Annotated in this window: 13 protein-coding genes; 4 read left to right on the top strand and 9 right to left on the bottom strand. The window is 62.5% G+C overall.

Going from position 1 to position 23,627, the window contains the following annotated elements:
• Nucleotides 1-1,030: 1,030 nt before the first annotated feature.
• Together KUV74_RS05885 and KUV74_RS05880 are read left to right on the top strand one after the other, a co-directional pair.
• Complete coding sequence (locus tag KUV74_RS05885) at nucleotides 1,031-9,121, top strand: Ig-like domain-containing protein (RefSeq protein WP_222515870.1); 8,091 nt, start codon at nucleotides 1,031-1,033, stop codon at nucleotides 9,119-9,121.
• Nucleotides 9,122-9,730: 609 nt separating this feature from the next.
• Nucleotides 9,731-12,070, top strand: coding sequence for a type I secretion C-terminal target domain-containing protein (locus KUV74_RS05880; RefSeq protein ID WP_222515869.1), 2,340 nt, complete (start codon nucleotides 9,731-9,733; stop codon nucleotides 12,068-12,070).
• Between the two features lie 67 nt (nucleotides 12,071-12,137).
• Here the strand turns inward: KUV74_RS05880 and KUV74_RS05875 are convergent, their stop codons facing one another.
• From KUV74_RS05875 to KUV74_RS05840, 8 genes are all read right to left on the bottom strand, one after another.
• A complete protein-coding gene (locus KUV74_RS05875; protein ID WP_045992521.1) occupies nucleotides 12,138-13,163 on the bottom strand; it encodes a LacI family DNA-binding transcriptional regulator in 1,026 nt (341 codons plus the stop codon).
• Nucleotides 13,164-13,201: 38 nt separating this feature from the next.
• Complete coding sequence (locus KUV74_RS05870) at nucleotides 13,202-13,729, bottom strand: gamma carbonic anhydrase family protein (RefSeq protein ID WP_045992522.1); 528 nt, start codon at nucleotides 13,727-13,729, stop codon at nucleotides 13,202-13,204.
• A gap of 11 nt (nucleotides 13,730-13,740) precedes the next feature.
• Nucleotides 13,741-14,673 carry a 3-keto-5-aminohexanoate cleavage protein gene (locus KUV74_RS05865; RefSeq protein ID WP_045992523.1) on the bottom strand — a complete coding sequence of 311 codons (933 nt, stop codon included), beginning with the start codon at nucleotides 14,671-14,673 and terminating at the stop codon, nucleotides 13,741-13,743.
• Nucleotides 14,674-14,747: 74 nt separating this feature from the next.
• Entirely contained in the window at nucleotides 14,748-15,683 is a 936-nt protein-coding gene (locus KUV74_RS05860) for a 3-hydroxyacyl-CoA dehydrogenase (RefSeq protein WP_222515868.1), read from the bottom strand.
• A 16-nt stretch (nucleotides 15,684-15,699) separates the two neighbouring features.
• Nucleotides 15,700-16,473 carry an SDR family oxidoreductase gene (locus KUV74_RS05855; protein WP_108133687.1) on the bottom strand — a complete coding sequence of 258 codons (774 nt, stop codon included), beginning with the start codon at nucleotides 16,471-16,473 and terminating at the stop codon, nucleotides 15,700-15,702.
• Nucleotides 16,474-16,493: 20 nt separating this feature from the next.
• Nucleotides 16,494-17,762, bottom strand: coding sequence for a TRAP transporter large permease (locus KUV74_RS05850; RefSeq protein WP_045992526.1), 1,269 nt, complete (start codon nucleotides 17,760-17,762; stop codon nucleotides 16,494-16,496).
• 2 nt (nucleotides 17,763-17,764) lie between these two features.
• Entirely contained in the window at nucleotides 17,765-18,277 is a 513-nt protein-coding gene (locus KUV74_RS05845; RefSeq protein ID WP_045992527.1) for a TRAP transporter small permease, read from the bottom strand.
• A gap of 62 nt (nucleotides 18,278-18,339) precedes the next feature.
• Complete coding sequence (locus KUV74_RS05840) at nucleotides 18,340-19,338, bottom strand: TRAP transporter substrate-binding protein (RefSeq protein ID WP_045992528.1); 999 nt, start codon at nucleotides 19,336-19,338, stop codon at nucleotides 18,340-18,342.
• 691 nt (nucleotides 19,339-20,029) lie between these two features.
• Between KUV74_RS05840 and KUV74_RS05835 the strand changes: the two genes are divergently transcribed.
• On the top strand, nucleotides 20,030-21,250 hold the full coding sequence (locus tag KUV74_RS05835; RefSeq protein WP_045992530.1) for a saccharopine dehydrogenase family protein: 1,221 nt from the start codon (nucleotides 20,030-20,032) through the stop codon (nucleotides 21,248-21,250).
• Between the two features lie 3 nt (nucleotides 21,251-21,253).
• Nucleotides 21,254-22,429, top strand: coding sequence for a carboxynorspermidine decarboxylase (gene nspC / locus KUV74_RS05830; protein WP_239452538.1), 1,176 nt, complete (start codon nucleotides 21,254-21,256; stop codon nucleotides 22,427-22,429).
• Nucleotides 22,430-22,582: 153 nt separating this feature from the next.
• Here the strand turns inward: nspC and KUV74_RS05825 are convergent, their stop codons facing one another.
• Nucleotides 22,583-23,596, bottom strand: coding sequence for a zinc-binding alcohol dehydrogenase family protein (locus KUV74_RS05825; protein ID WP_222515867.1), 1,014 nt, complete (start codon nucleotides 23,594-23,596; stop codon nucleotides 22,583-22,585).
• Nucleotides 23,597-23,627: the final 31 nt, after the last annotated feature.

Below are 23,627 nucleotides of genomic sequence, written 5' to 3'. Positions count from 1 at the left end.
GTGACAGCGGCGCAGACAGCGAACAAGCGCTGGCCCTGAGCGTCGCCGGTGCCGGCGACACCACCCTGGAGCGCATCGGCCAGGAGGCCGCACTGCTGGTGGAGTAGGCAGTGGAGTAGAGAGTGGAGCAAGCGGTCGAATAGGCCGTGGAGCAAGTGGTGGATCACTCCAGCGAAAGTCCCCTTCGATCACCCGGCCCTTGGCCGGGTGATGTTTTTTGCATAGCGACGAGCCTCCCTCGAGTACGAGACGCCTCGGCTATCTCGCATCGCTACGAGCGCTCCCAGCCCTCTCTCCCAGCCCTCTCTCCCAGCCCTCTCTCCCAGCCCTCTCTCCCAGCCCTCTCTCCCAGCCCTCTCTCCCAGCCCCCTCCCAGCGACAGGGCCGTGCACTGCACCCTGCAAGCGCAGCAACTATCGGCTGTTCTTCGGGCGGTGATCTCGACCCACAACATCAGCACTTGAATTCGGCCAATCGGGGTTTTTATCAAAAGGTGATAATTTTTTGTTATGGCGTTATAGCGACGTGCGTAAAGGTCGGCGTGTACTCGCTTATGGAAAGATGGAAGCGTGGTTTTTGTTTTTTCAGTTGTCGAACTGACAAGGGAAGAAAATCGTGACGTAAAATCTAGAGTGTTTTGTGTGATTGTTCGCAGTCATCGTTGCCTGAGGCGTGGAATAAGCATGCAAAATTGTGCTTAATCGATTGTGTAGTCGCTTGATGGCAGCGACCTTGGTATTTATTTATAAAGTAAAATGTCGAATTATCAATCATTTAAAAATTTGTGAGTTTTTTATCACAAAGTGTGAATTGGTGGCTGAGGCGTTTTCTGACGCGCAATTATCTGTTTTATAAAAAAGAAATTTTTGATGTCGGAAAACAACGAGGCTTCGAGTGATAATGATGTTCGTCAGTCCAGTGTCGAGAGCGAAAATCAGTGCCTAGGTTTAAGGCAGACGCAGGAATCACACCGTGCTTGTTGCCTTGTTTTCGTTGTTTGCCGCCACCAACCGGCGGCGAGGACACTCCCATGAATACCGACACTGAAAGAGCCAATGCCAGCGCCACTGCGCTGATGAATACCCGCGGCGTGGAGCCCGCTGTCCTTCTCTCTGTCACCGATGGCGGTGGGAGTTATAGCTTCAGGCTGAACCACGACTTTGGATACAACAGAGATCCTGCCAGCAATGAGCCCTATCGCTGGGTGGCTCCTGACCTCCCCGAACTGACGGCGGACGGTGAGCCAGTGGGGTTTCGGATTTCACCCGACGGGCAGCGATTGATGCTGTTCGAGGAGAGTTTGCTGAACGAGGATCCGAGTCGAGCCCTGTTGATCCTGCAAGTGACTGACGACGACGAGTTGGTCACTGTTTCGGTGAATCGGAAACTGGACCATACCGGGCCTGATTTCGACGACATTCTGTCGTTATCGTTTCCTTTCATCGCCACCGACAACGAGGGCAGGGAAGAGAAGGCCTGGGTCGACATCAATGTGGTTGATGTAGCGCCACCCACCTACTCGGGGTACAACGGCATCGATACTCCCAGTTCGGTCGTTCCGGGGAACTTTGTCGTCGATCGCTGGAGGATGGATGCTGGCAAAGAAGGCCTCGACCGCGTCTTTGTCAGCCTGCCCGGTGACGACACCGAATATCCACTGGGGGCGATGATCGACACCGACAAAGGCCTGCTCGCCGTCAACTTGGAATATTGGGTGTTCAAGGCCGACCCCGATGCCGAGGGATCGTTCGAGTTTCAGATCGTTGTCATCGATGGTGACGGCGACCGGGTGAACATCGAGGCCCACTTCGATATCCGAGAATGTGAGAACAGCGAGGTGGCGACCACCCCGGAGACCGATGATGATCCTGCCACCGAACCGGCCCACGCTATCGTCGATGAAGCCGCCTCTTACTACGGCAGTGCCAGCGGCTCAGGCACAGGCGAAACGGTCGTGGCGGCCGGGTCGCTGGGCTATGACCTCGGCAGCGATTGCTCGGAAGAAACTGGCTACGAAAATCAACGGGTGAGCAGCTTCGGTTGGGATGTCGCCAGTTTGCCGCGTCTGACCGCCGACGGCTATCCGGTGTCATGGTTGATTGACGCTAGTAGCCACAGGGTGCGTGGGGTTGCCTACGATAGTGACGCCCAGGAGGAGTATGCGGTCATCGAGGTGGTGCTTACCGACTTAGCCTCCGGCAGCTATGAGGTACGGTTGCCTGACGTTAGACACTTTGCTGACCGCGACCAGATTGCCGCACTGGATCACTCAGGCGCTGGCAACGATGACAGTATTCACTTCGAGTTGGGCTATGTCGTCGTCGACGTCTCTGGCAACAGCGCTTTCGGCGTGCTCGAGGTCACGGTCAATGATGACGCTCCTCGCGCCAACGACGACAGGGCTTCCACGTCCAAGGACACCCAGGTCATCGTCGACGTGCTGGCTAACGACGTTCTCGGTGCCGACGGTTCGGGTGGGGTTGTCGCGGCCAGCGTTCAAGGGGGAGCCGATGTCGGTAGCGTCACGGTCCGGGGCGATGGCCGCTTGTCCTTCGTGCCTCACCCGGACTTTCTGGGCGATGCCCTGATCGATTACACCAGCAGCGATGGCGATGGTGACACCACCCAAGGAGGTCTGACCGTCAATGTCCGCGACGCTGCCTCGACGACGCGGTCCACTCCGGAAACCGACGACGACCCCGACACCCAACCGGCCAGGGTCGTCGTCGATGAGGAGGGTCTGCCCGGCGGCATTGCTGGCGGTATCGGCGATATCGCCGGCGAGTCAACGGTCGCCACCGGTTTCCTGGGTTATGACGCTGGCGACGCTGGGGTTGCTGGTTTCTCCTGGATTCGTAGCTCCTATTTGGTAGATGTGGAGGTGAGAGGGGAAGTGCCGCGCCTGTCACTGGTGAATAATGGACGGACCTTGATTGCCAAGGACGAGCAGTTCGGCTCGGTATTCAGGCTTGAACTTGTCGATATCACGACGGGTGAATATCGCTTCGAGCTGTTCCAGCCGCTGGATCACTCGGATCCAAGCATCGAGGACAATGTCGACTTTGTGATCGACTATGTCGTTACCGATGGTGACGGCGACACGGCTGAAGGCGTACTCGAGATCCGTGTCAATGACGACGCCGGCCGCGCCAACAGCGATAGCGCCGCCACCCTCAGTGCCACCCCGGTCATCGTGGACGTGCTGAGCAACGACGAGATCGGCGCCGAGGGCGTACGCAAGGTCATGCAGGCAAGCGTTCAGGGCGGCGACGCTGTGGGCACCGTGTCGATCAATCCCGATGGCACCCTGACCTTTGTTCCCGCTGTGGGATTCTCCGGCGATGCGCTTATCGACTACGCCCGCTCCGATGGCGACGGTGACTTCCCCGTCGGCACCCTCACCGTGTCTGTTGCGGCCGTCAATCCTGACGGGCTGATCACGCCACTGACCGATGGCGACCCCGACACCCGGTCGCCCAAGGCGGTGGTCGACGAGGATGGCCTGGCAGGCGGTATCGCCGGGGGGGCCGGCGACACGGCTACCCAGAGTCGCGTGACCATCGGATCGCTGGGCTACGACTTCGGCAATGATGGTCCGGGTGGCTTCCGCTGGCACACCGATGGCCTGCCGATACTGACCTCCGGTGGCGATCCGGTGAGCTGGCGGCTAAGCGGCAATGGCCGTTCGCTGCTGGGCGTCGACAGCGGTGGCGGCAGGGTCATCGCGGTGCAGCTTGTCGACGTGGTGACCGGCCGCTACAAGGTGACGCTGGACAAGCCGCTGGATCATGTCATTTCGGGCATCGAGGACGACCTCTCTATCGAGGTGGGCTATACCGTCACCGACGGTGGCGGAGACGTTGCCGCCGGCAGGCTTGACATCGTGGTGGACGACGACAGCCTGGTGGCCCGAGACGATAGCGCCACAATCGCCGTCGACACGGCGATCAGGGTAGCGGTGCTGGACAACGACGGGCTGGGCGCCGATGGCCCTGGGGGCATCATCGACGCCAGCGTGCTCGGCGGGCCAGCGGTCGGCAGCATCACGATCAACCCCGACAACAGCCTGACCTTCGTGCCTCACCCGGAGCTTTTCGGCAGAGAGGTGCTGATCGATTACGTCGTCAGTGACGCCGACGGTGACACCGCCGCCGCCACACTCAGCGTCGTCGTCGAAGGTGGCGACGCCGGCGGCCCCACCACCCCGGACAGCGACGGTGATCCTGAGAACGTGGCGCCCACCGCCATCGTCGATGAGGACCGGCTTTACTTGTATGCCTATGAAATGACTGGCCTGGAAGGTGGTTCCGGCGATATCGGATACTACCAAGCCTATTACGACGGTTTTCTGGGCTACGACTTTGGAGAGGCTGGGCCTGGCAGCTTCCGCTGGTCCACCGATGGCTTGCCCGAATTGAGTGCGAATGGTGAGCCTGTGACCTGGTCGCTCAACGCCGCTGGTAACAGCCTGATCGGCAAGGCCCGCGGTCTCAATATTTTCGGCTACTATGACCAGGTAGACGTGATCAGTATAAAGCTCCTGGGCCTGGAGCCGGGCATCTTCAAAGTTGAACTGCTAAAGGGACTGGATCACAGCGACCCCTACCTGGAAGACGACATCACCTTCAGCGTCGGCTACGTCATCACCGATGGCAACGGCGATAGTGCGCAAGGCTCGCTGGACATCCTGGTGGACGACGACAGTCCCCGTGGTGGTGGGTACAGGGGATGGTACTTCACTGGCACCGATACCCCGGTCAGGTTTGATCTGCGGGATGACATCCTTATCGGCGCCGACTTCGAGCGGGTCGCCAACTTTCGCGCCGAGGTCGTCGGCGGCGATAGCGTTGGCCAGGTCAGCCACGAAGAGGGTGATTTTTATGCCACCTTCACGCCGCATCCCGAGTTCCACGGCAAGGCCTTGTTGCAGCTCGGATACACTGACGGTGATGGCGATGAGACCGGCGGACGTGTCGAGGTCAGTGTCGGCGCCTCTGGCAACAATGTACCGATCACGCCGCTGAGCGATGGCGACCCTGCCACCGTCTCGGCCCGGGCCGTGCTCGACGAGGAAGGCCTCGCCGGTGGCATCGCCGGCGGCCCGGGGGACGTGGCCGGAGAGGCCAGGGTTGTCACCGGATCGTTGGGCAATGACTTCGGCAAGGATGGCCCGTGGCTGTTTCCCTTCCACTGGGTCACCGATGGCCTGCCGGCGCTGAGCTCACAGGGTAGCCCGTTGAGCTGGTTGGTCAACGGTACCGGGCATGAGGTGACGGGCGTGGATGCGCTTGGCAACGAGGTGATCAGCGTCCGCATCACCGATCTCGAGCAGGGGCTCTATCGTGTCGAGCTGCACCGGCCGCTTGACCACGACGATGCCAGCCTCGAGGACAATATCGATCTGACCGTTCGCTACATGATCACCGACGGCAACGGCGACACTGCCCAGGGCCAGCTAAGGATCAGCGTGGATGACGATAGTATGCTGCTGGTCGATGACAGCACCACTACTGACAAGGCCAGCCCGATCAGCGTGGACGTGCTGGCCAACGACCAGTACGGCGCTGATGGCCTGGGTGGTCTCGTCTCCGCCAGCGTGCGCGGTGGGGCAGCGGTTGGCAACGTCACCATCAATCCCGACAGCACCCTGACCTTTATCCCCCACCCTGACTTCTCAGGGAGTGCGCTGATCGACTACACCGCGAGCGATGCCGACGGTGATACCCGCAGTGCACAGCTCCGCGTTGTGGTCAAGAGCGATGATGCCGGTATTCCCATCACTCCGGAGACCGACGGCGACCCCCTGTCCAACCCCGCCAAGGCCGTGGTCGACGAGGATGGCCTGGCGGGCGGCATCCACGGCGGTGTCAGGGATGCGCCCACCGAACTCACGGTCGCGACGGGCGTGCTGGGCTATGACTTCGGCAGCGATGGCCAGGGAGACTTTCGCTGGAGCACCGACGGCCTGCCGTCGCTGACCAGCGGCGGTGATCCGGTGACCTGGCGGCTCAACGGTAACGGTCGTTCGCTGGTGGGGTTTGACAGCAATGGCGATAGGGCCATCTCGGTTCAGCTTGTCGATCAGGCGACCGGCAGCTACAAGGTGGCAGTGGCAAGGCCGCTGGACCACGCCAACGCCAGGGTCGAGGACGACCTCAACTTCGTCGTGGGCTACAGCGTCAGCGACGCTGACGGTGACACTGCTGAGGGTGTGCTGCGCGTGACCGTGGATGATGACCGTGGTCGTGCCAACGACGACAGTGCGCGCACCGATCGCGCGACAGCGGTCGAAGTGGACGTGCTGGCCAACGACGACCACGGCGCCGATGGCCCGGGACGGGTGATCGCTGCCAGTGTCCAGGGAGGCGCGGATGTCGGCAGCGTCACGCTAACCAGCGCTGGCGTGTTGACCTTTGTGCCACAGGCAAGCTTTAGCGGCACCGCGCTGATTGATTACACCGGCAGCGACGCAGACGGCGACATTACCGCTGGACAGCTCAGCGTCAGTGTCGACCAGGGCACGGATCGTCCTACCACCCCGGAGACCGATGACGATCCAGCCACCGGACCCGCCACGGCGGTTGTCGACGAGGACGGCCTGGCCGGTGGTGTTGCCGGTGGTCCGGGTGATGCGCCAGGCGAGCTGACCGTCGTGACCGGCTCGCTGGGCTATGACTTTGGCTCTGATGGGCGTGGAACCTTCCGCTGGAGCACCGACGGTCTGCCCTCCTTGACGTCACAAGGCCGCCCATTGAGCTGGTCGCTCAATGCCACCGGCCATACCGTGACGGCCTCCGATACCGAGGGCAATGACGTCCTGCGCGTCAGAATCATCGATATTCTCAACGCAGAGTATCGCGTGTCACTGCTCCGACCGCTTGATCACGATGATGCCATGAGCGAGGACAGTATCGACATGGCGCTGGGCTACGTGATCACCGATCGTGACGGCGAGGCTGCGCAAGGCGTGCTCAATGTCAGCGTGAATGACGACAGCGTTCGCGCCAACGATGACAGTGTCAGCACCGTGAGCGGTGACCGGGTCAGGGTGGATGTGCTGGCCAATGATGAGTTCGGCGCCGATGGGCCGGGACGTCTTGTCGGCGCCCGCATTCAGGGTGGCGCCGACGGCGTCGGCACCCTCAAGATCCACCCTAACAGTACCTTGACCTTTGAATCCGATTCGTCTTTCTCTGGCGTTGCGCGTGTTCACTATGACGCAATGGACGGCGACGGTGACATCAGTACCGGCACGCTTGTCGTGGACGTCGAAACCGATGACATCCCGACTACCCCGGAAACCGATGACGATCCGAACACTGTCCCTGTCAGGACCTTCGTCGACGAAGACGGGCTGCCAGGCGGTATCCCGGGAGGAGATGGGGATGTTGCCACCGAACGCACCGTCGCCACCGGCTTGCTGGGCTACAACTTCGGAAATAACGGTCAGGGTGGTTTTACCTGGCATAGCGACGATCTGCCGACGCTGACGACCGGCGGAGATCCGGTGACCTGGCAGTTAAGCGGTAACGGGCGTTCGCTGGTAGGCGTAGATAGCAGTGGCGACCGGGTGATCTCGGTGCAATTGACCGATGTTGCCAGCGGTAGCTATCGAGTGGCGCTGTTCCAGCCGTTGGATCACGAGCCGTCCCCCTCGTTGTCTTATGTTGTAGAGGATAACCGCGCCTTAGAGGTTGGCTATACCGTCACCGATCGCGACGGGGACCGTGCCGAGGGTGTCTTCCTGCTCTTTGTCGACGACGACGCCGGCAGCGCCAGCGATGATAGCGCCAGTACCGACAGTGACACCCCGATTACCGTGGATGTGTCCACCAACGATAAATATGGCGCCGATGGGCCGGGGAGTATCGGCGGGTTTGGCCTTCAGGGAGGGGCAGGGGTCGGCAGCATCACGGTCAATGCCGATGACACCGTGACCTTCATACCCAACCCGAGCTTCTCCGGCGTGGCGGAGATCGACTACAGCAGCAGCGACAACGACGGTGACAGCAGCGAGGCGACGCTCTCTATCGATGTGACGGGTGGCGACCCCACCAGACCGACGACCCCGGAAACCGATGGCGACCCCGCCACCATGGTGGCCGAGGCCGTCGTCGATGAGGATGGCCTCGGCGGCAACCCCGGCGGTTTCAATGACGTTCCCGGTGAGCAGACCGTGGTGACCGGTTCGCTGGGCTATGACTTCGGTGAGGGAGGGCGTGGCAGCTTCCGCTGGACGACAGAAGGCATGCCGTCTTTAACGTCGCAAGGACGCCCCCTGGCCTGGTCACTCGGTAGCTCCGGCCACAGCCTCCTGGCCTCCGATAGCGACGGTAATACTGTGATTGGCATCGAGATGACCGATATCGACAGCGGCGACTACCGCGTCGAGCTGTATCGTCCGTTGGACCACAAAGGTGGCTTTGGGGAGATTGATATCAATGTCGCGGTCGGCTACGTCATTACCGACGGTGACGGCGATACTGCTGAAGGACAACTCCGGCTGACGGTAGATGACGACACGCCTGTGATCACTGCTGATCTGGAAGGCTTTACCTTTTATAGCGGCATTCCGGTGACCCTCGATTTGGTGAACTTCGGCGGCGATGGCTACGGTTCCCTGGAGGTGAGAGTCTCCAGCGGTGATGGTGGCCAGGTGACGATCAATCCCGATCATACGGTGACGTTCTTGTACGACGGGGGCTTTATCAGTGAAACGCGCGTCTGGGTAACTGTTGCTGATAGCGAATACGATAGCGCTTACAGTGTCGATAAAGTCAACGTGGCGCCAGCGCCAGCGGATGCTGACGTCAGTGCCTCTGCCATTGGCGACACGGGTGTGCTTGTGACAGGCGAGGAAATCGCTGCCCAGGCGGGCCGGCTGGCGCTGTCGGAATTGCTCGATGACGAGAGCGACGAGGAGGTAGCGGCCTGGCTGCCGCCGGAACAGGACCAGACAGACAGCGTAGGCCCCGCGTCGGCAGGCGGCAGTGGCGGCGGCAGTGGTGGCAGCAGTGACAGCGGCGCAGACAGCGAACAAGCGCTGGCCCTGAACGGCGCCGGTGCCGGCGACACCACCCTGGAGCGCATCGGCCATGAGGTCGCGCTGCTGGTGGAGTAGGCAGTGGAGTAGAGAGTGGAGTAGAGAGTGGAGTAAGCGGTGGATCACTCCTGCGAAGATCCCCTTCAATCACCCGGCCTTTGGCTGGGTGATGTCTTGTCGGCTATCGCGATATTTTTTGCATCTTTTTTGTCGATAAGTCAGCTGAAATTCTGCCTCGACGTCTCGATGATCGATGGATGTTTTTCCTGTCGTGTGATCAATATTTAACGATCAATGTTCCAAAAGGTGGCGTTGACTTACAAGGTGGTCTGTTGGCTTTTATAAGCCATGGCAGCGCCGGCGTTTATCCGGCCTACAGAACTGTGCTGTTTCGAGTTTTTCGATGCCGGAATCTCATGTATTAAAATCGGTGGAAAAACATAAAGTTGTTATGTATCAGTCGGTAAGAGATTTCGTGAATTTTCTTTCGCGTGGCTTTTTGTGCGAAGTGGTTTTTTGCTGATTCGCAAGTGTCGGTTTTTTATGAAAGTCGCGTTTGGCGCAAGATATCGAGGAGTAATGGGGCGAAAAGTGGTGGCCACCAGTCCAGTGTCGAGGTCGGTATCGACCGCCTAGCTTCAAGGAGTCATACGCGAATTTCGACCCACCCAAGGACAGGAGACTGTCATGAATACCGATTCCGAAACAGACAATGCGAGCACCTACACCTCGATCGACAGTCCACACGACCATACCCCGACCGCCGGTCTGATCAGGTCGGTGGTTGACGAAGAGGGCCTGCCCGGCGGCATTCGAGGTGGCGTAGGGGACGCCTTGACTTGCCAAAGCTTTACCGCCGCTCGTTTGAACTATGACGTCGGTAACGACGGCGTGAGCTCCTTCACCTGGCACACCGCCGGGCTGCCGGCACTGACCTCCGGCGGCGTCCCGATCAATTGGCAGCTCAGTGGTAACGGTCGTTCGCTGGAAGGTTTCGACGACAACGGTGACCGCGTTATCTGGATACTGCATGGCCCTGCAACGGGCCCCTATTACAAGTTGTTTGTCGAGGGTCCGCTGGACCACCGCAGCAGCAGGTTTGAAGACGATATCAAGTTCACGGTGGGCTACACCGTCACCGATGGGGACGGCGACAGCGCTGACGGAGCTGTGCAGATCATCATCGATGACGACAGCGGAATCGCCCATGACGACAGTGCCACCACCGCCAGCGGCACGCCGGTGCGTGTGGATGTGCTGGCCAACGATGAGCATGGTGCCGATGGCCCGGGCGGTGTCATCAGGGCCAGCGTTCAGGGTGGTGCTGGCGTCGGCAGCGTCACCATCAACCCCGACAGCACCCTGACCTTCGTCCCGCACCAGGGCTTCGCCGGTGACGCAGTGATCGACTACACCGGCACCGATGGCGACGGTGATATCACCTCGGCGTCACTGACGGTCGATGTGATGGCGGGCCGGGAAGATGGCGAACTCTATGTCGGTGACAACGGGGACAATCATGGGTCGACCGGCCCGGGTGATGACGTCCTGATCGGCGACCTGGGCGGCAAGCAGGGATTGATTGCGTCAGGTGTCGACTACAACATCTCGATCCTGATCGACGAGTCCGGCAGCATGCGCCAGCCGTCCGGCACCGATGGTCTGACTCGGCTACAGCTATTGCAGCAGAACGTCAATCTGTTGCTCACACGTCTGGCGGGTCACGACGGAAATGTCGACGTACAAGTGGTGCGTTTTGACGACAAGGCGCATTCACCCAGAGCGGTCGATGGTCTGAACGAACATAACGTGGCTGGCCTTATCGCTTACGTCAACGGTGCGGCCGCCCAGGGCTCCACCAACTATCAGGCAGCCCTCTCCGCCGCCAGAAAATACCATGTCGCAAAGGAAGATGAAGGTGACAGGTCGCTGACCATGTTCCTGACCGATGGTCTCCCAACCTCCTACCGGGAGGGTGGACACATCGTGGAGAGCGATGTGGCGGGGGCCTTTACCCCTGTCCAAAAGGCGTATCAACAGTTCCTTCAACTCGGTCGGCTGTCCGAGGTGCATACCTTCGGCATCGGTGAAGAGGTCGCGGGGGAGCCGGATCCTGCGGGTCTGCTGCGCAAGGACTATCTGGACATCTTCGACAATACCGAGACCCAGGGGGCTCGCACCATCACCCTGCAGGACGGCACCGAGTGGACGTCACTCGCCGGTGAGTCGGTCATCGTCAACACCCAGGAGGTACTGAACGCCGCGCTGGCGCAGGGTGGCCCCGACGCACCGCTCGAGGTGCTCGGTGACGATGTGCTTGCCGGCGGGGTGAAGGCCGATATTCTGTTTGGCGACACCGTCAACTCCGACCACCTCCGCTGGAGAGACGGCGATACCAACGAGAGCTTTGCCGCCGGCAGCCACGACGGCCTCGGCTACGAAGGGCTGACCGAGTACCTCAAGTGGTCGGTTCACCATGGCAATGGCGCCGAGGCGAGCGACGCAGAGATCATTGCCTATATCCAGGACCACTACCGGGAGCTGATGGATACAGACCGTGTCGATGGCGGCAACGACACCCTGCTTGGGCAAGGGGGGCGCGATGTGCTGATCGGCGGTGGTGGTGACGACGTGCTGATCGGCGGTCGCGGTGGCGACGTGATGTGGGGCGGCTTTGGCGCCGACACCTTTGGCTACGAGGCGGGGGATGCGGGCAGTGTGCGCAGGCCTGCAGAAGACGAGATCAAGGACTTCACCCTGGGCAACACCGCCCGCAACCCTGAGGCAGACCGGCTCGATCTGTCTGATCTGCTCGATGACGCCCGTGACCACCAGGTGTCGGACTTCCTGCACGCCCGTCAGGAGGGTGACGATACCGTCATCGCGGTCAAGTCCGAAGGTGGTATCGGCGCACACGGCGCCGGCGCCGATCAGTTTATCGTCCTGGCCGGCGTGCGCATGGGCGGAGCATCCAGCGACGCCTTCCTCGATCGATTGATCGACCATGGACAGCTCGAGGTGGAATAGGCGCTGGCTCATTCGCCGGCGCATGCTCACGCATGCGTCGGCGGATGGCGAGAGGGTCGTCGCTTCACTAGGTGTCGTTGACGTCGCCTGAAGGCCGCCTGACGCTGCCGCGCAGCATCGGCGTGACCGGCAGGGTGATCTGCTGTGGTGGGGTGTCCGGTTGGTCGATCTGGGCCAGCAGCAACTCGGTGGCACGCATGATCATGGTCTGTACCGGCTGCTGCAGGGTCGTCAGCGAGTGGCTCGGCCAGGCGGCCATGGGCACGTCGTCGAAACCGATGACCGAGACGTCCTCGGGCACCTTGAGGCAGAACTCGCTCTGGATGACTTCCATGGCGGCGATGGCCATCAGGTCGTTGGCGGCAAACAGGGCGTCGGGTGGGGTGGTGCTGGCGAACAGCAGACGGGTGGCCTGGCAGGCGCTGGTGTATTGGTAGTGGCCGATGCCGCTGTCGTGAAGGGCTGCCCCCATGGAGGCCAGGCCCTCGACAAAGCCAGCGCGACGCTGGATGTCGGTGGAGGAATCGACCAGGCCAGACAGGTAGGCGATGCGGCGATGGCCCAGCGAGACCAGGTGGCGGCCCGCCCAGTAGCCGCCCTGGAAGTTGTCACAGGCGACCTGGCTGATGCCCGCGTAGTCGACCGTACGGTTGATGATTACCACCGGAATGCCGTAGTCGCAGACCAGAGCCGCCTGGTCGTCATTGAGGGTAATCGCCAGCATCAGGATGCCTTCGACCTGGCTTCTCAGGATGTCGTCGAGCACGTCATCGAAGCCGTCGCTGCTGGACGCCGAGAACAGCAGCAGGTGGTAACCCTGCTGCTTGAAGAAGCGGGACGCCTTTTCCAGCATATAGCTGTAGAAGGGATTCTCGAGGCTGTAGACGACCACCGCGATGGTGCGACTCGATCGCGTGATCAGAGAGCGGGCGATGGTGTTGGGCCGATAGCCCAGTTGCCGCGCCGCTTCCATGACCTTCTTGCGGGTCTTGTCCGACACCTTGGCATCCGGCGAAAAGGTCCGGCTGACGGCAGACTGCGAGACCCCGGCAAGACGGGCGACATCGTGTGAGGTGACGGATTTCTTTTTCATCGAGTCATGTCGTGTCGGGTGGCAGAAATGGCCGGCGATCACGCCGGCTCGACAGGCTCCAGAGACGCATAGGCGGCGATCTTGTCGGTGTAGACGCGGGCATTGTCGCGCACCGACTGTATCTCGTCCTCGGTCAGTTCTCTGACCACCTTGGCTGGACTGCCGATGATCAACGAGCCAGGGGGAAAGCGCTTGCCCGAGGTGACGAGCGCGCCGGCGCCGATGATACATCGATCACCGATGTCGGCACCGTTGAGTACCGTGGCATTCATTCCCACCAGCACGTCATCGCCGATGCGGCAGCCGTGCAGTATGGCCAGGTGACCCACCGTGACCTGGCGTCCCATGGTAACCGGATAGCCGGGGTCCGAGTGAACCACACAGCCGTCCTGCAGGTTGCTGTCGTCTCCCACCACGATAGGCGCATTGTCGCCACGAAGCACGGCCCCGGGCCACACGCTGACGCGCTCACCCAGGCGTACGTCGCCGATCAGCGTGGCCTCGTCGAACACCAGTGCGCTGGCGGCGATATCGGGGGCCTCGCCCCCGAGTCGATACAGGGTCATCGTCCGTCTCCCTAGAAGCCGACCTGGTCGGCGCCCTTGAGTCCCAGCATCTGACGCGCTTCGTCCGGGGTCGCTACCTCAAACGACAGACCCTCGAGGATCTCGCGCACCTTGGCGACCTGGCTTGCGTTGGTCTCGGCCAGCTTGCCCGGGCCCAGCCACAGCGAATCCTCGAGCCCGACCCTCACGTGTCCCCCCATGGCGGCGGCCTGGGCGGCGATGCGCATCTGGCTGCTGCCGGCGCCCAGCACCGACCACTCGTAGGCGTCGCCGAACAGCCGGTCCGCGGTGCGCCGCATGTGGATCACGTCCTCCGGGTGAGGACCGATGCCACCGAGGATGCCGAACACGCTCTGGACGAACACGCGGCCGCCGATGACGCCGCGGTCGAGCAGGTTGCGCAGGGAATAGAGGTGTCCGATGTCGTAGCACTCGCACTCGAAACGGGTACCGTTCTCGGCGCCCAGGGTCATCGCCTTCTCGATGTCGGCGAAGGTGTTCTTGAACACCAGGTCGCGACTGTTCTCCAGGTGCTCACGCTCCCACTGGTGCTCAAGCGACGCGTAGCGGTCGAGCATCGGGAACAGCCCGAAGTTGATCGAGCCCATGTTCATGGAGGCAAGCTCGGGCTTGAACTCCATGGCCGGGCGCATGCGCTCCTCCACCGTCATGTGCGGACTGCCACCGGTGGTGAGGTTGATGACCGCGTCGCAGGCGTCCTTGATGCGGGGCAGGAAGCGCTCGAACATGGCCGGGTCCTGGGTCGGCTTGCCGTTGTCGGGATCACGCGCATGCAGGTGCAGAATCGAGGCGCCGGCCTCGGCGGCGGCGATGCCTGCCTCGGCGATCTCTTCCGGGGTGACCGGCAGGTGCGGCGACATGGACGGGGTGTGGATCGCGCCGGTGACCGCGCAGGTGATGATGACCTTGCGTTGCTTTGCCATGGGTCGGGTCCTTGAATGATGGATAGGCGGGTAAGGTGGGACAGTGGCTGGTCTGGGTCCGTCGTTGGCCCGGGTCAATCGTTTGTCAGCGTCTGCTGGTGGGCGATCAGCGCCATCAGGCGTCGGTCGCGCCAGGCCTGTCGCTCGCCCAGGCGCTGGGCCGGCAGTTGTTGACGGCGCTGCTGGTCGAGTGCCGCCAGGGTCGTGGTTTGCCAGGGATCGTCGTCACCGCGCTCGCGGTCGACGTCGCGATACAGCGGCCCATAGCGGTTGCCATAGTCGACCACGCCATCGGGCGCATTGAGGTCGATGGTCTCGAAGGGCCCCATGAACGACCAGCGCAGGCCCAGCCCGTGCTTGACCGTCTTGTCCAGATCCTCGGCGGAGCACACCCCGTCTGCGAACAGTCTCAGCGCCTCGTTGAGCAAGGCGCCTTGCAGGCGATTGAGCACGAAGCCAGGGACTTCCTTGTTGACCAGGATCGGTGTCTGCCGGGCCTGCTCCAGCAGCGCCATGGTGGACGCCACCGCGGCTTGCCCGGTGGCCGGCGCCGGCACCACTTCCACCAGCGGGATCAGGTAGGGCGGATTGACCGGATGGGCCACCAGGCAACGGTCAGGATGATGGAGGTGATCGGTGAAGCGCGAAGCGGCGATACCGGAGGTCGAGCTGGCCAGCACGGTGTCCTTGGCCACCACGGCTTCAAGGTCACTGTAGATGCGCCGCTTGGTCTCGACATCTTCCGGCCCGCACTCCTGCACGTAGCCGACCCCGGCCATGGCCGATGCCAGGTCGCTGTCGTAGCGGATACGCGACATCGCCCGCTCCGGGTCCTCGATCAGCCCCGCCTGGTGGAGGTCGTCGAGGGAGGTGGCGATGGCGTCGCGGGCCCGCTCGAGCGCCTCGTCTGCGGCGTCATGCAGGCGCACGTCGATGCCGGCTCGGGCGAACACGATGGCCCAGGCGCGGCCGATCAGGCCGGCGCCGAGAATACCTACGGGTCTGGTCATAAGGAGGCTTCCGTGGTCACAGGGATTCGACGTTGGCGCAGACGCTGAGTGCCTGGCCGCTGATGTTGGTGCCCCCCGGCGCCGCCAGGAACAGTGCCATGGCGGCGATATCGGTGGGCTCTACCATGCGACGCATGGAGATCTTCGACAGGTTCTCCGTTTCCATCTCGGCGTAGCTGATGCCGCGCTTGGCGGCACGGTCCTCGATCACCTTCTCGATTCGTGGCCCGCGCACGATGCCCGGGAGGATGGCATTGACCCGCACGCCGTCCGGGCCGAGCTCGCAGGCCAGGCTCTTGGTCAGGCCGACCACCGCCCACTTGCTCGCGGCGTAGGGCGTGCGGTAGGCGAAGCCAAGCCGTCCGGCCACCGAGGCCAGGTTGACCAGCAGTCCCTGGCTTTCGCGCAGCAGCGGCGCGGCGCGGTGGGCGACGCGGTACTGGCCGTTCAGGTTGATGTCGATGGTCTGGGTCCAGCTTGCGTGATCGATCTCGTCGATGCCCGCAGTGGGGCCGGCGATCCCGGCGTTGTTGACCACCACATCGAGACCGCCGAGTGCGCGGGCGTCATCGAACAGGCGGGCGACCTCGTCTTCGCGGCTGACGTCGCAACGGGTATGGGTGATGCCGTCTGGCAGGGCGGCCAGGGCCTCGCTGTCGATGTCGCAGACGTGGACCCTGGCGCCGGCCTGGACGAAGGCCTTGGCGATGGCCAGGCCGATGCCGGAGGCGCCGGCGGTGACCAGCACGCGCAGTCCCTGGCGCGGGGTGAGGCTTTCAACGACGTTCATGGTGTTCTCCTTGTGTGGGGTCACAGCGACGGCAGCCAGGTGGACAACACCGGCAGCAGGCTGATGATCAGAAGGTTGGCGAGCACGATCGCGACAAAGGGCATGACCGCCCAGGTCAGACGAGCGATGCCGATGTTGGTGATCTGGGAGGCGACGAAGAGGTTGAGCCCGACCGGCGGGGTGAACATGCCCATGGCCAGGTTGACCACCATGATGATGCCGAAGTGGATCGGGTCGAAGCCGTAGCTCACCGCGATCGGCAGCAGGATCGGCACGAAGATCAGGATGGCGGCGGCGGCCTCGATGAACATGCCGGCCAGAAGCAGCAACAGGTTCGCCAGCAGGATGAACAGAAGCGGGCTGTCGATGGCCGAGATCACGAAGTCCGAGATCATGTCGGGGACCCGCAGGCTTTGCAGGATGCGCCCATAGAGCCCGGCGGCGCCGATGATGCTGAGCACCACCGCGGTGGTCACGGCGGATTGCTTGAGGATGCCTACCAGGCTTGCGAACTTGATCTCTCGGTAGATCAGGGTGCCGATGACGAAGGAGTAGGCGACCGCGATGACGGCGGCTTCGGTGGGCGTAAAGACACCCCCATAGATGCCACCGAGGATGATCACCGGCATCAGGATGGCCAGAATCGCCTTTTTACCGGCGCGAAAGACGTCGCCGAGCGAGCTTTTTTCTCCGCCGCCAAGTCCATTGGCACGGGCAAAGAAGTAGGCAAACACCAGCAGGGTGAGGGTCACCAGGATGCCCGGCAGAATACCGGCGATGAACATGTCGCCCACCGAGACGTTGGCGGCGATGCCGTAGAGAATCAGCGGGATGCTGGGCGGGATGATCACGCCGAGGGCGCCGGAGGCGGCCTGGTTGGCGGCGGCGTAGCCACCGGGATAGCCCTTGGACAGCATGGCGGGAATCAGGATGGCACCGATCGCGGCGGTGGTGGCGGCGCCGGAGCCGGAGATCGCCGCGAAGAACAGCGACGTGACGATGGCCACCATGGCCAGGCCGCCGGTCATGCTGCCCACCAGGGTGTTGGAAAAGTCGACCAGGCGCTTGGAGATGCCGCCACCCTGCATCAGGTAGCCCGCCAGGATGAAGAACGGGATCGCCATCAACGGAAAGGAATTGACCGAGGCCAGCATCTGCTGGGCGACGATCAGCATCGGCATCAGGTCGCCGTGCCAGACGGTAATGGCCGAGGCCAAGCCCAGCGAGAAGGCGATGGGGACGCCAAGAATGAACAGTGAAATCAGCAGGACGAACAGTAACAGTGCCATGGTCAGTTCACCTCCTGATGGTGGTGGACCGGTTGGCCCAGGGCTTCGTCGATCAGCAGGCCGAGGCTATTGACCATGATCACGATGCCGCCTGCCGGGATGGCGAGGTAAGGCCACATCATCGAAATTCGGGTGCTGGGGGCGGTCTGGCTGGAGACCCGGCCGACCAGCTCGAAGCCGTACTTGATCATGACGAAGGCGAACACCGCCGAGCACAGCACAACCAGGATGCGCATCAGGCGGCCCACGCGTTCGCCGCAATACTCCAGCACGATGTCGACCGAAATCAGGGTGCCCTTGCGGTAGGCGTAGCCGGCACCGATAAAGGTCAGCCAGAGCATCGAAAAGCGCGCGATCTCGTCGGAGAAGAACAAGGGACTGCCGACCACGAATCGGGCGAAGACTTGCCAGAAGATCAGTACGGTCATGACCAGCAGCAGCAGCGCCAGGCCCCAGCCGATCAAGCGGTTGAAGTGCCCGATCCCGGCGTTGACGAATTGCAGGAAGGATTGCATGGGATGCCTCGCAGGAAGAGACGGCGCCCGCCTTGCCATGGGCTCGGCGGGCGCCTTGTTGCTTAGTGGTCGAAGTTGATCGCGGCGTCGACCAGGCCCTCGCCCACGGTCGGTGCCCACTTGTCGATCACCGGACGGACGGCCTCACGGAAGGGGCCCAGGTCCGGCTCGGTCACGGTCATGCCGAGTTCCGCCAGTTCGCCTTTGTAGCGCTGCTCCAGCTCCTGGCTGGCCTCACGCTGCACCGGCAGTGCGATCTGCGCGGCTTCGAGGATGATCTGCTGATCTTCTTTGCTGAACGAGTTGAACAGGTTCAGGCTCATCATCAGCGGCGCCGGCGAATAGACGTGCTGGGTGATGTTCAGGTAGTCCTGGACCTCGTAGAAGTTGACGTCGTAGATGGTGGCCAGCGGGTTTTCCTGGCTGTCCATGACCCCCTGCTGCAGCGCGGTGTAGACCTCGGTCCAGGCCATCGGCGTGGCGTTGGCGCCCAGCGCTTCCCAGGTGTCCACCTGAACGCGGCTTTCCTGGGTGCGGTGATTGATGCCGTCGAGATCGCTCGGGTGCTCGAGCGGGCGTACCGAGTTGGTGTTGTGGCGGAAGCCGTTTTCCATCCAGGCCAGGAACTTGACGTTCATCTGCTCTTCGGCGAGTTGAGCGAGCTGTTCGCCGTGTTCGCTGTCGAGGAAGCCGTAGGCGTGCTCGTGGTCCTCGAAGATGTAGGGCAGGTCGAACAGCAGGAACTCGTCGACAAAACCGCCCATGGGGCCGGTGGAGGCGATGCCGGCGTCGATGATGCCAAGCCCCATGCCCTCGATGACCTCACGCTCGGCGCCCAGGGCGTTGTCGTAGTGAGGTTCGATGGTCAGACGGCCATCCGACAGGCGCTCAAGTTCCTCACCGAACTTGAGGATACCGATGCCCTGCTGTGACTCGGGTCCCAGCGGCAGGCTGACGTCGATGGTGCGTTCCTGCTGGGCAAGGGCGGTCGCGGACAGGCCAAGACCGACAGCGGCGGTCAGGGCGGTCAGGCTGAAGGGGAGGGGGTGAAAGTGGCGCATGGAGCTCTCCTGTTGTCGTTGTGAGCCCCTGGCCGGCAGCGAGGGGCAATCGGCGGCGCTCGAGGTGGTGGCGCTGCGGAGTGCACACTTGTAAATCCAAACGACATACGTATTCAACAATAGAAAATTCCATGATCCATGTATGTGAAGTAAGTTGCTGAATATTAATTAAATATACTTTAGTTTAATTTAGTGACTACGTAGTCTTTTTTTTGTGGATTGATGGGTGGCGTGCGCGCTTTGTAGCGTCGGGTGGAGGCTGGGGCAAGTGACGTCAGGAGGCCTGAAGTGGAGTGGGCTGGCGCGAGCTGGAGTGAGCTGGAATGAGCTGGCGTGAGGTGGAGTGAGCTGGAGTGGGCTGGCGTGAGGTGGAGTGAGCTGGCGCGAGGTGAGGGCGGCTCGTACATGGGCTCGCACCAGGCGCTCGACAGCGTCACATCAAGCTGTCATCTGGTGGTGATTGACTACACTGTCGCCAGGTCGGTGGCACGCCTTGACATCCACCTCGGCGACGCACAGCTAAGGGGCGAAAAGCCGTGGCGTGAAACGGCAAATCTGGTTAGCATGCGCCGTCCGGTAGTAGGGTAGGGGGCTCGTCGGGTGGACGAGCCTCGTGGGTCGCGATTCGGCTCACCTCGACCGGGCCTATCCATCTTGACGGGTCGTTGTACTCAGGCGGGAGCGTATTGTTATGTCAAAAGTGATCATCATCGGTGCCGGCGGTGTGGGCAGTGTCGTCGCTCACAAGTGTGCGCAGCTTGAATCGGTGTTTACCGATATCCTGTTGGCCAGTCGCACCGAATCCAAGTGCAAGGCCATCGCCGAGCAGTTGCCGCGCCCGATTCGCACAGCCCAGGTCGACGCCGACAACGTCGCCGAGCTGACTGCCCTGCTCGAAGCCGAGAAGCCGGAGCTGGTCATCAACGTGGCGCTGCCCTACCAGGACCTGAGCATCATGGATGCCTGCCTGGCCGCCGGCGTGCACTACCTCGACACCGCCAACTACGAGCCGCTGGATACCGCCAAGTTCGAGTACAAGTGGCAGTGGGCCTACCAGGATCGCTTCAAGCAGGCCGGCCTGACCGCGCTGCTCGGCAGCGGCTTCGATCCGGGCGCCACCAACATGTTCACCGCCTATCTCGCCAAGCACTACTTCGACGAGATCGAGGAGCTGGACATCATCGACGTCAACGGCGGCGATCATGGCTACCCCTTCGCCACCAACTTCAACCCGGAGATCAACATCCGGGAGGTCAGCGCGGACTGCCGCCACTATGAAGATGGCGAGTTCGTCACCACGCCGCCGATGTCCAAGATGGCCCGTTTCAGCTGCCCCGAAGAGGTCGGTGACTACAACATCTACCGCCTCTACCACGAGGAGCTGGAGTCGCTGTCCAAGCACTTCCCGAGCCTCAAGCGCGCCCAGTTCTGGATGAGCTTCGGCGACAGCTACCTCAAGCACCTGGAGGTGTTGAAGAATGTCGGTATGACCGGCATCGAGCCGGTGGAGTACAACGGCCAGCAGATCGTGCCGATCCAGTTCCTGGCCAGCCTGCTGCCCGACCCCTCCACCCTGGGCCCGCGCACCAAGGGCAAGACCTGCATCGGCACCGTGGTGCGCGGCAAGAAGGATGGCCAGGAAAAGGTCATGTACCTGTACAACATCTGCGACCATCAGGACTGCTACGCCGAGGTGAAGTCCCAGGCGATCTCCTATACCACCGGCGTGCCGGCGATGATCGGCGCCAAGATGATCCTCGAGGGTCACTGGAAGCGTCCGGGCGTGTGGAACATGGAGCAGTGCGATCCCGATCCGTTCATGGCCGACATGAACGAGTACGGTCTGCCGTGGAAGGTCATCGAGCTGGATCCGTCGTTCCGTCTGGACGTGCAGAAGGGCGAGGACCTCTAAGGCGTGGAGATCCTTCAGTTCACGGATATCACGCGGCTGGACGCCGAAGCGCTGCCGTCACCCTGCTACGTCGTCGACGAGGTGGCGGTGGAGCGCAACCTGGCGATCCTCGCCGAGGTCGCCGAGGCCAGCGGTGCCAAGGTGCTGTCGGCGCTCAAGGCCTTCAGCATGTGGCACTTCGCGCCGATGGTGTCGCGCTACTTGAGCGGCACCTGCGCCAGCGGCCTGCACGAGGCGCAGCTCGGGCGTGAGCACTATGGTGGCGAGGTCCACGTCTTCGGCGCCGCCTACAGCGACGCCGATCTGGCCGAGATCCTCAAGATCGCCGACCATGTGGTGTTCAACAGCTCGGCCCAGTGGCGTAGGGCCCAGCCGCTGGTGCGCGAGGCGCTGGCGCGTCGTCCGGGGCTGCGCTTCGGGCTGCGCATCAATCCGGAGCACTCCGAGGGCGATGTGCCGATCTACGATCCCTGCGCACCGGGGTCGCGGCTCGGTATCCCGTTGTCCGAGCTCGACGAGCAGAGCCTCGACGGCATCAGCGGTCTGCACTTCCATACCCTGTGCGAGCATGACTTCCCGCCGCTCGAGCGTACCCTGGCGGCGGTGGAAGAGCGCTTCGGCCATCTGCTCGGGCGCATGCAGTGGGTCAACTTCGGCGGTGGCCACCATATCACCCGTCCCGACTACCAGCGTGACGACCTGATCCGCTGCGTGCGTGACTTCGCCGAGCGTCACCAGGTGCAGGTCTACCTGGAGCCCGGCGAGGCGGTTGCCATCGGTTCCGGGGTGCTGGTGACCACGGTGCTGGACACGAGCTTCAATGCGCTGAACCAGGCGATCCTCGACACCTCGGCCACCTGCCATATGCCGGACGTGCTGGAGATGCCCTATCGTCCCGGTCTGCTGGGGGCGGGGGAGCCAGGCGAGTACCCGCACACCTACCGACTGGGCGGGCTGACCTGTCTGGCCGGGGACGTGATCGGCGACTACAGCTTCCCCGAGCCGCTTGAGATCGGTCAGAAGCTGATCTTCAAGGACATGTCCCACTACACCATGGTCAAGACCACCACCTTCAATGGCACGCGCCTGCCGGCCATTGCGGTGTGGAACTCCGAGACCGGTGAGCTCAGGGTGATCCGCGAGTTCGGCTATCAGGACTTCCGCGAACGCCTGTCCTGACGGCAGAGTGGAAGGTGCGAGGCCGAGGTTCGAGTCCGAGGTTCTGGAGCTCGACTGACGCTGATCGTGGTTTCGATTCGATCGGACCGTCTGCGATGCGCAAGACGCCCGCCCCGTTCGGCAGTGCCGAGCGGGCGTCTTTTCGTCTGCGCCTTAAAAACCTTCGAGCACGATCTTGCCCTTGGCCTTGCCGCTCTCGATCAGCGCATGGGCGCGCTTGAGGTTGTCGGCGTTGATGGTGCCGTAGCTGTCAGTGGCGGTGGAGCGAATCCGTCCCGTGTCGATCAGCCCCGCCACCTTGTCGAGGATCTCGCCCTGGCGGGCGATGTCGTCGGTGGTGAAGAGCGCGCGGGTAAACATCAGCTCCCAGTGGATCGACACCGCCTTGGGCTTGAACGGGGTGATGTTCAGCGTCTCTGGGTCATCGATCAGCCCGAAGCGGCCCTGGGGGGGGATCAACTCGGCCACCTGGGGGGCATAGTGCTCCGAATAGTTGGTCGAGAACACGAAGGCGGGCGCACCCAGGCCCAGCGCCTCGACCTGCTCGGGCAGCGGTTGGCTGTGGTCGATCACATGGTGGGCGCCGAGTTCCTTCACCCAGGCCTGGGTCTCCGGGCGCGAGGCGGTGGCGATGATCTGCAGGTCGGTCAAGGCACGTAACAGCTGGATGGTGATGGAACCCACGCCGCCGGCACCGCCGATCACCAGCACCGCACGGGCGGCACCGGGGACCGGATCAAGCACCCGCAGGCGATCGAACAGCATCTCGAAGGCGGTCAGGGTGGTGAGCGGCAGCGCCGCTGCCTGGGCGGTAGTGATGGAGCGAGGCGCATGCCCGACGATGCGCTCGTCGACCAGGTGGTACTCGCTATTGGTGCCCGGGCGGGAGATATCGCCGGCGTACCAGACCTGGTCGCCCACGGCGAAGCGTGAGGCCTGGTCACCGACGGCGACCACCTCGCCGACCGCGTCCCAGCCGATCACCGCAGGCTGACCTTCTTCGGGTGCGCGGGCCTGGCGAATCTTGACGTCCACCGGGTTGACCGAAATCGCCTCGACCTTGACCAGCAGGTCAAAGCCGCTGGCTTGAGGCGTGTCGAGGGTCAGATCGACCAGGGCGTCGTCGCGGTCGATGGGGCCGGGGGCGTGGTAACCGATAGCTTTCATGGGATCTCCCGTAAGGTGTTCATCAATGGCA

The sequence above is a fragment of the Halomonas sp. DP1Y21-3 genome (assembly GCF_019801245.1).
Lineage (GTDB): Bacteria > Pseudomonadota > Gammaproteobacteria > Pseudomonadales > Halomonadaceae > Halomonas > Halomonas litopenaei.
The sequence above is the reverse complement of the archived record's forward strand: the minus strand, read 5'-3'. Positions and strand labels throughout refer to the sequence as shown.

Bases quoted from the DNA above. Each gene is read 5' to 3' on its own strand.
- KUV74_RS05835 (WP_045992530.1), top strand. From the start codon at position 20,030: ATGTCAAAAGTGATCATCATCGGTGCCGGCGGTGTGGGCAGTGTCGTC.
- KUV74_RS05860 (WP_222515868.1), bottom strand. From the start codon at position 15,683: ATGACCAGACCCGTAGGTATTCTCGGCGCCGGCCTGATCGGCCGCGCC.
- KUV74_RS05875 (WP_045992521.1), bottom strand. From the start codon at position 13,163: ATGAAAAAGAAATCCGTCACCTCACACGATGTCGCCCGTCTTGCCGGG.
- KUV74_RS05840 (WP_045992528.1), bottom strand. From the start codon at position 19,338: ATGCGCCACTTTCACCCCCTCCCCTTCAGCCTGACCGCCCTGACCGCC.
- KUV74_RS05880 (WP_222515869.1), top strand. From the start codon at position 9,731: ATGAATACCGATTCCGAAACAGACAATGCGAGCACCTACACCTCGATC.
- KUV74_RS05850 (WP_045992526.1), bottom strand. From the start codon at position 17,762: ATGGCACTGTTACTGTTCGTCCTGCTGATTTCACTGTTCATTCTTGGC.
- KUV74_RS05855 (WP_108133687.1), bottom strand. From the start codon at position 16,473: ATGAACGTCGTTGAAAGCCTCACCCCGCGCCAGGGACTGCGCGTGCTG.
- KUV74_RS05825 (WP_222515867.1), bottom strand. From the start codon at position 23,596: ATGAAAGCTATCGGTTACCACGCCCCCGGCCCCATCGACCGCGACGAC.
- KUV74_RS05870 (WP_045992522.1), bottom strand. From the start codon at position 13,729: ATGACCCTGTATCGACTCGGGGGCGAGGCCCCCGATATCGCCGCCAGC.
- KUV74_RS05845 (WP_045992527.1), bottom strand. From the start codon at position 18,277: ATGCAATCCTTCCTGCAATTCGTCAACGCCGGGATCGGGCACTTCAAC.
- KUV74_RS05885 (WP_222515870.1), top strand. From the start codon at position 1,031: ATGAATACCGACACTGAAAGAGCCAATGCCAGCGCCACTGCGCTGATG.
- KUV74_RS05865 (WP_045992523.1), bottom strand. From the start codon at position 14,673: ATGGCAAAGCAACGCAAGGTCATCATCACCTGCGCGGTCACCGGCGCG.